Here is a 7,732-nt window from a genome sequence, read left to right on the forward strand (position 1 = left end):
TTAGCAAGGACTGACTTTTGCCCGGTGAAGTAGCCGATCTCCCTGACAATATCCCGTATAGCGAACGCGCACCCGATCGCCGGGCTGAGCGGTTCCTTCCATGAGCTGATGCCGCTGTGGGTCGTAAGGGAGCTCGGTTCCCACGGGAGCGATCGACTCAATCCCCCAGTTCTGCAATAGCTGCTCGATCGGGCGCATTAAGGGCAGCAGTTTGACGGCGGAAAGCTGGGGGTTTTGCTGGGCAGCATAGGCAGCCGTCGGAAACTGGATCAGCCAGGACTCGATCGCTTGCAGGGCGGCTTGCTGAAATTCCTGCTGAAGCTGTTCGTGCTGCTGAGCTTGCAACGAATTAGATGCCTGAACTGAATCAGGATTTGCCGAATTTGGATTGTCTGAAGCCGATTGCGGCAGATTCTCAAGCTCGGAAAACTCGCGGATTAAAGTATCGAGCGAAACTTGCAGAGCAGCTGCAATTTGACAAAGCACGTTTAGCCGCATCTCAGCCGCTTTGCCCTGCCGGAGCTGTTCGATTTGCCACTTGGATACGCCCGCCGCTTTGCTCACTGCCTGGTAGCTGGATAGGTTGACCTGCTGCATTCGGTTACGGAGACGGTTTGCATACAGGGCGAAATCTGGCTGTGGCATTTCAGAGGGCGATCGATCGGGCATAGGTCGTTTTTAAGCAAAGCAAAAACTCGAATCTGCAAGGGTTTATTAGGTTTGCCGCCGCAGCCGCACCATAAAGAAACCATCCATATTGTGATGGTGGGGCAGCACTTTTAGCCAGCCCTGAGGTAACACAAACGCCGCTGCCGCAGAATTCGCATCGGGTGGCTCGATCGCCCAGTGCAAATTCTCCTGCAAAAAGGCTGTTACGATCGCCTCGTTTTCGGTTGGGTGAAGCGTACAGGTGGCGTAAACCAACATCCCGCCCGGTTTTGTCCAGCTCGCGGCTGCTTGGAGCAGTTCGGCTTGAAGCTGGCTGAGTTCCTTGACGGTGTCGGGCGTTTGTCGCCAGCGAGCGTCGGCGTGACGGTGGAGCGTTCCCAATCCAGAACAGGGAGCATCTAGCAGCACGCGATCGGCTTGATTCCCGAACTGAGGCTGATCCCGGCTGTCTCCCGTGCAGATCTGGATTGACTGAAGCTGAAGGCGGGCAGCGTTTTGCTGGAGTTTTTTCAAGCGGGAGGCATAACGATCGATCGCCCAGATAGTGCCGCGATCGTGCATCAGTTCTGCGAGATGGGTCGTTTTGCCACCGGGGGCTGCACAAGCATCGATCACTGTTTCACCAGGCTGCGGGTCGAGCAATTCGCTCACAAGCTGGGCACTGCTGTCTTGTACTGTCCACCAGCCTTCGGTATAGCCGGGAAGCTGGCTGATTGCGCCGACTCCTTGAGGGAGACGAAGGGCAGCAGGAAGTAGGGAAACGGGAGCGACTGATATTCCGGCTGCCTCCATTGCCGCTCGCACCTCTGCCACCGAGGATCGCAGGCGATTCACCCGCAGGTCGATTTGGGGCGATCGATTAAACCAGTCGCAGAGTTTTTCCGCCTCCGCCAAGCCAAATTCCTCTGCCCACGTCTGCACGATCCAGTTGGGATAACTATGTTGAATGCCTAAATGGGCGATCGGGTCGTCGGGCAGCACGGGAAGCTTTGCTGGATCAGATTGACTGGCACGAAGATATTGCCGCAGCAAGCCATTCACAAAGCCAGACAAACCTGCAAATCCGTTTTGCTTTGCCAGATCCACGGTAGTATTCACGGCGGCTGAAGCAGGAATCTGATCCAGATAGCGGAGCTGATATAGCCCTAGATGCAAGATCAGCCGCAAATCCGCAGGCTGTTGCGCTGCCTTCTTAGTTGCCAAACTGTCAATCAGGGCATCCAGGGTTCGCTGTCGTCGCACGGTGCCGTACACTAATTCGGTCACAAATCGCCGATCGACTGACGATAGCTCCTGCTGAAGCACCCGATCGAGCGCAATATCGGCAAACGCTCCCCGCTCAACCGATCGCAGTGCCAGAAACGCAAGCTGACGGGCAGACAACATGAGATTTTTGCGCTCCTGCTTTTCCACACTCAATCCCGTGCCCCAACCGAAGGCTGAGGACTGACCACTGCTTTCGGATACACAATGCGCTGATGGTTAAACTGCTGCCATACTCGCACAAAGGTTTCAGCAATCTGACTCAGCTCCTCGCGGGTTAAGCCGCTTTCGGCAAGCTGATTGTCCTGCCACCGCGATCGCAGAATTCGATTAATCATGGCGAGAGCTTCGGTGGGGCTTGCATCTTTAAGCGATCGCAGCGCGGCTTCACAGGAATCTGCCAGCATCACGATCCCGGTTTCGCGGGTTTGGGGAATCGGTCCATCGTAGCGAAAGTCCAATTCTTTCACGGTAATCGTGGGGTCGTTCTTTGCCTGTTCCTGCGCCTGGTGATAGAAATAGGCGATCGCCATCGTGCCCTGGTGTTCGGGGATAAATGCCTGAATTGCGGTAGGCAAGCGGCATTTACGTGCCATGACCAACCCTTCGCTGACGTGCTTTTTGATCAAATCTGCGCTGAGCCAGGGGTTATCGATCGTGTCGTGCTTGTTGGGTCCACCCATCTGGTTTTCAATAAAGCCGAGCGGATCGTGCATCTTGCCAATGTCGTGATAGAGCGTTCCTGCCCGTACCAGCTCCACATTGCAGCCCAACTGACGCGCCGCCGCTTCTGCCAGCGTAGACACAAACAGCGTATGCTGAAACGTGCCAGGAGCATCGGAGGCAAGTCGCTTCAGCATTGGGCAGTTAGGGTTTGCCAGCTCTGCCAGCCGGATCGGGGTAATCAAATCAAACAGATGTTCCAGATAGGGGCTAACTCCCAGCGCGAACACGCTCCAGGCGACGCCCATCAGGGCTTGGATCGCTGCCCCGGTCAGCACCACATACCACACCGGAGTTACCGCCGCGCTCAAAATCAGGCTCCCCAGCAGGTACACCCCACCCTGCACCAAGCCGACCACGCCTCCCAGGAGCGCAAACTCTTCGCGGGTTCGCAGTCGCCCTGCCACGATCGCACCCACCAGTCCCCCGATCGCGCTAGCAACCAGATTTGTCCAGGGAATTTCCATGCCGAGCGGCAGCAGCAAACTCAGCAGCCCCACAATTGTCGCGCCCACCGCTGAGCCATAGAAACTGCCCGCCAGTAAGCCGATCGCAGGCAAGCTTGTACCGGGAACCTTCAGCGCGAGCAGGATCGGCGCACTCAGCGTCAGTAGCAGAATCAGCACATCATCGGGAGGGCGTAAACCGGGGTGAAAGCGATGCTCTACCAGCAAAAAAACAGCGACCGCCCCGGCAACCAGCGCGGCGAAGCCCAGAAGCCCTACCCAGTTCGTGCGTCTGCGGCTCATGCCAAAGTGATCAAGCAGCACAAAGTCGCTTTGGGCAATCATTTCCCCCGCATCAACGATCGCCTCTCCCTGCCGCACTTCAACCACCACATCCTGAACTGCCCGGGCGGCCTGCTCTGCCCGGATTTTGGTTTGCTCTGGGTCTTGGATCAGGTTCGGCTCGATTACCGCCACCAACACATTTGTTGCCAGTGCCGCCGAACTGGAGGAGAGTGCCGGATCAAGCTGAAGCTGAACCGCAGTTTTCAGCAGAGTATCGGGTAAACCAGGCGCAACGCCCTGGGTTAAGATTCGCTCTAAGCTGAGCCGGATTGCCTTTCGCGTCGCATCCCATTCTCCATCCGTCAGGGTCAAGAGGCGATCGTCGTACACTCCGTTTGGCGTATCTCCGGGGTTCGCTGTTAGAGACACTTTTGCCGCCTGATATCGTTGCCTTGCCCGCGTCACCACTTCCTGAAGCGCGGAAAAATCGTCAGTTCCATTGGTTCGGCGGTAGTTTTGCAGTTCCAAAATGGCAAGCTGAAGCGAGGGATTGGGGCTAGAGGGTGGCTCTTGAGCAGCTGGCTGCTGCAAATCAGTTCTGGCGATCGCAACACTTTGCCCGGTTACTGCTGCCATTGCCGATCGCCAGTCCCAGTCGGTTCCCTGCCGCAAATACTGCTGCGTTGCCGTTGAAACAAACCCCGGATCAACATAGGGAAACGCACCTGCCTGCTGCCGAATTGCATTGCCCTGATCGATCAACCGCTGCAAAGCCTGATAAATTTCCTGATTCACTGACGGATCAATCATGAGCGCAGGAACGGCAGCCGTCCGAGCCGCTTTCCGGTTTGCTTCAGTGGTTTTAGTATCTATAACCGTTACGGTCTCGGGGGCACGCAAAAGCTGGGGTGAAACGGTTCCAACGGCAAGTTCGGGTTCGTTATAGAAGCGGTAGCCCATCGCACTGGTCAGCAGCACGATCGCAACAATCAGCAAGAGCGGCAGCCGAAATTTCACTCGGGCAGGCAGCTTGCGGCGAATTTGCTGCGGGCTAAAGGGAGTGCGAAAGCAGGAAGTTTCCTCAAGCCAAACCCAAACCCGCCGCCATTGCCCTCGAATCGGCTGGAGCTGCCTGTAAATATGGGGATGCCGAACGCTGAAGCGATCGACGAAAGTGAGGAAGATTTGCCGCCATCGTGTCACTTGTTGACCGAACGATCGCAGGGGTTTCATCAATTGCTCCCAGGGGCTGTGTGGGTAAGTTCATGGGAAAGAGAGGCTCAATTTGCGCCGTTTTCAAGGTCTGCTCGCCATTGCTTGCTCCCGATGGAATAACCCTGTTGATTCGCCGTTGATTTGCCCGGCGGGGCATTACAACTTTTTCTTCTCCAAAAGAACCTGTCGAAGCATTAACTACTGTAGCTGACTGTAAATCCTAAGCCACTGTTCATAGTATATCGAAGGCTCTGTTCCGCCTAGCTCCAGCAATGTTTCAAGACTTCGTTTCGGCTAGCGAGGACGAACCAGCCGGGGCACTGCCGTAATTGTAGTGGGCAAGGACTGCCAGTGCTGCGGCTGAAACGCTCCTGACCAAACTGCCCACAGTCGATCTGCCAGCTCTAACAGCTCTGCGATCGATGAAACGTCCCAAGAAGCCTGTAGCATCGTGGATTGATAGCGATCGAATGCATTGCGCCAACCGATTGGCAGACCTGCTTCACTGAGATGAGTTCCGGCAAGCAGTCCCACCAGTGCCGCTGTTTCGGGATCAGGCTGGAGGCGCAGTGTGTGCAGCAAAGCCAGCGGAAATGAGGCAGGCGTTTTAAGAACGCTGTATAGGGCTGCCGCTCCGGGCGAGAGCGAAACCGCCGGAAGCATGGCGATCGGGGTCTGGTCAAGGAGCCAGGACTGAATCTGCTGTAGCTGGTCTACCAGTTCGTGGCTTTGCTCGATCGATGGAAACTGTCTTCCTTCCAGCAACAAGGGAATGATCTGATCGGGAACAAACTCTTCTTTCAGCATCAGCATCATGATTGCAGCAATCACCCAAACTTCGGTTTGCTGTGCGGGAGAACAATTTGCGATTCGCGGCATCAGAGCATGCTGCAACTGCTCTTGGCTCTCATGGCAAAGCAGGATCAGGGGCAAAAACTCGATCGCTGAAGCAGGCTGCGACGGGTCATCAAACAAATCATCAGTAGGCTGAGAAACTGGCTGCGGATTAATGATATCCCGCGTTTGCTGGACTGCCTGCCTGCCCCAATTTCCGGCGACAGAGTCGATCTCACCAGGAGGGGTGCAGAACTGAGCGAAAGAAAGAAAATTGCGAGCGGTTTGTTCCTGATGTGAGGCACGATCGGCTGGATGGGTATTAGCCGGGGCAATTCCCCCTTTGGAGAACTGCGAAGCAACCGTAGCAAACCCCTGTCCCAGGGCTGCACCTAAGAACGCTCCGCGAAACCGACTTCTCAGCGAGAACCGCATGGCAACTGTATAATTCTTAATCTCGCTCTATCCTAATTGCTGCTCAACGTATTGTGAACGTTTTGTACACGATCGATCGCATAAGAATGATTCCTGTCTAAATTGGATCACCGTTTTCTGCTAAACCCTCTCTGACTCTTCTCCTCTCCTACAATCGATCGGAGGCAATTTCGAGTAGGGGGAACTGCAACCCGCCAGACTGCTTCTAATCCTCTGTAGCTGACTGCATCTCATTCCTTTTACCTCTCTGCTGATCCATGCTTATGCCATCTAGCCTGCGTTCTACTCCAGTTTCAGTTTCTCCTATCACTGTTCCTTCTATTGCAGTTTCTTCTATCAATAGAGTGCTGCGCGCCAGTACGGTGACTTTGCTCAGCCTTTTAACGCTAGGCTTGCTTTACTCGCCTGCTTTCAGCCAGACGCCCCCTGCTGCTACGACCGAAGCTGCAAGTGCGAATCGTCCGGTTCTCAGAATTGGCAGCCAGGGAGAATCAGTAACAGAGCTTCAGGCAATGCTCAAACTGCTGGGCTATTACAAAGAGGTAGTTAACGGCAGTTATCAGCAAAGTACCGCAGATGCCGTTTCTGCCTTTCAGCAGTCGATCGGGCTAGACGCTGATGGGGTGGTTGGTTCTGAAACCTGGAACCGTCTGCTGCCTCCCTCGCCCAATGCCAGCACTACAGCCAGCACCTCCCCGGCTCCCGCACCCGCGCCTTCCCCGGCTCCTTCTCCAACGCCTGCGCCCACTCCTTTCCCGACTCCTTCTCCAACTCCAACGCCTGCACCCGCGCCTTCCCCGACTCCTTCTCCAACTCCAACGCCCACTCCTTTCCCGACTCCTTCTCCAACGTCTGCGCCCATCCCTTCCCCGACTCCGACTCGTCCTACCAATTTGCCAGCGACTCCTCCCGCAGACTCTGGAACCAACACTGGGGCAAGCTCTGAAACAGACAGCAATTCGACCTCGATCGATTTGCCCACCCTTCGGCCTGGAATGCGCGGCAGTGCGATCGAACGCTTGCAAGAGCGACTACAAGCCCTCGGATTTTATGACGGTGAGGTGGACGGTATCTTTGGGGCACAAACTCAGGCAGCCGTGGAAGTCGCACAGCGTAATTTTGGGCTAGAGCCTGACGGAGTGGTCGGTCCGGCAACCTGGGGAGCTTTGCTGCGCTAGGCATTTGGCAGAAGTAGTCGTTTGGAAGGCGATCGGGTAATGTAAGCAAGTGCTGCAACAAATAAAGCCTTCTTTACTCTTATATAAACTTAAGTTAACGATCGCCAACATTGGTAAATGCAGGTTCCCTTCCCCGATCGGCAATGCTATCTTGAATTCAGGTACAGAAAAGCAACAGCAAACCTTAACTGAATCAAACAAACCGACCGATTGATTTGAATTAATGGATTAGTAGCCTGTACCACCCGCTAATAGTCCAGACGTAATGTTTCTCTTACCGCTCCGCATTGCCCTTCAGTCCGTGGAAAAATTGCATTTCTAATGCACATTGGTTTTGAAGGCAGAAAGAGATGCGCCACATAGCTCTATGTCTCCTAGTAGAGACAGGTATGCGAGAGATTTGTAAGTGAAAGTTGCGGTTGATTAAGTCCGAACCCTTCGTAAAGGAACATCTTAATTCAAGGTTCATTTCGTTCACAACTCAACTCGGTTTTCGGGGTCTGGTTCATGTGCCAGACCTCATCGGTTTTTAAAGGCAGTCTATTCATGCATAACAGCTTTTTTATCGCTGTTGCTTTGATCCTAAAAATTCCTCTAATAGAGACCGCTTCACCCCGGAATTTGCACGCTTTTGGTGTGAATTGGAACTAGAATAATGCCCAGAAGAAATCCATCTGGGGTCGG

5 protein-coding genes are annotated in these 7,732 nt (G+C 54.5%); 1 reads left to right on the forward strand and 4 read right to left on the reverse strand.

Annotated features, from left to right (window positions below; translation table 11 throughout):
- From H6F80_RS05875 to H6F80_RS05890, 4 genes are all read right to left on the reverse strand, one after another.
- Complete coding sequence (locus tag H6F80_RS05875; protein WP_242067188.1) at positions 1 to 669, reverse strand: helix-turn-helix domain-containing protein; 669 nt, start codon at positions 667 to 669, stop codon at positions 1 to 3.
- A gap of 45 nt (positions 670 to 714) precedes the next feature.
- Positions 715 to 2,055, reverse strand: a complete 1,341-nt coding sequence (locus tag H6F80_RS05880; RefSeq protein ID WP_190790659.1) for a 16S rRNA (cytosine(967)-C(5))-methyltransferase — start codon at positions 2,053 to 2,055, stop codon at positions 715 to 717.
- A 29-nt stretch (positions 2,056 to 2,084) separates the two neighbouring features.
- Positions 2,085 to 4,619 carry an HD family phosphohydrolase gene (locus H6F80_RS05885; RefSeq protein WP_190790660.1) on the reverse strand — a complete coding sequence of 845 codons (2,535 nt, stop codon included), beginning with the start codon at positions 4,617 to 4,619 and terminating at the stop codon, positions 2,085 to 2,087.
- A gap of 276 nt (positions 4,620 to 4,895) precedes the next feature.
- Positions 4,896 to 5,870, reverse strand: a complete 975-nt coding sequence (locus tag H6F80_RS05890; RefSeq protein ID WP_190790661.1) for an ADP-ribosylglycohydrolase family protein — start codon at positions 5,868 to 5,870, stop codon at positions 4,896 to 4,898.
- 263 nt (positions 5,871 to 6,133) lie between these two features.
- On the opposite strand from H6F80_RS05890, the gene H6F80_RS05895 reads away from it, so the two are divergent.
- Entirely contained in the window at positions 6,134 to 7,048 is a 915-nt protein-coding gene (locus H6F80_RS05895) for a peptidoglycan-binding domain-containing protein (RefSeq protein ID WP_190790662.1), read from the forward strand.
- Positions 7,049 to 7,732 lie beyond the last annotated feature (684 nt).

Source organism: Leptolyngbya sp. FACHB-711, assembly GCF_014695615.1.
In the GTDB taxonomy this organism is placed as follows: Bacteria; Cyanobacteriota; Cyanobacteriia; order Elainellales; family Elainellaceae; genus Leptolyngbya_A.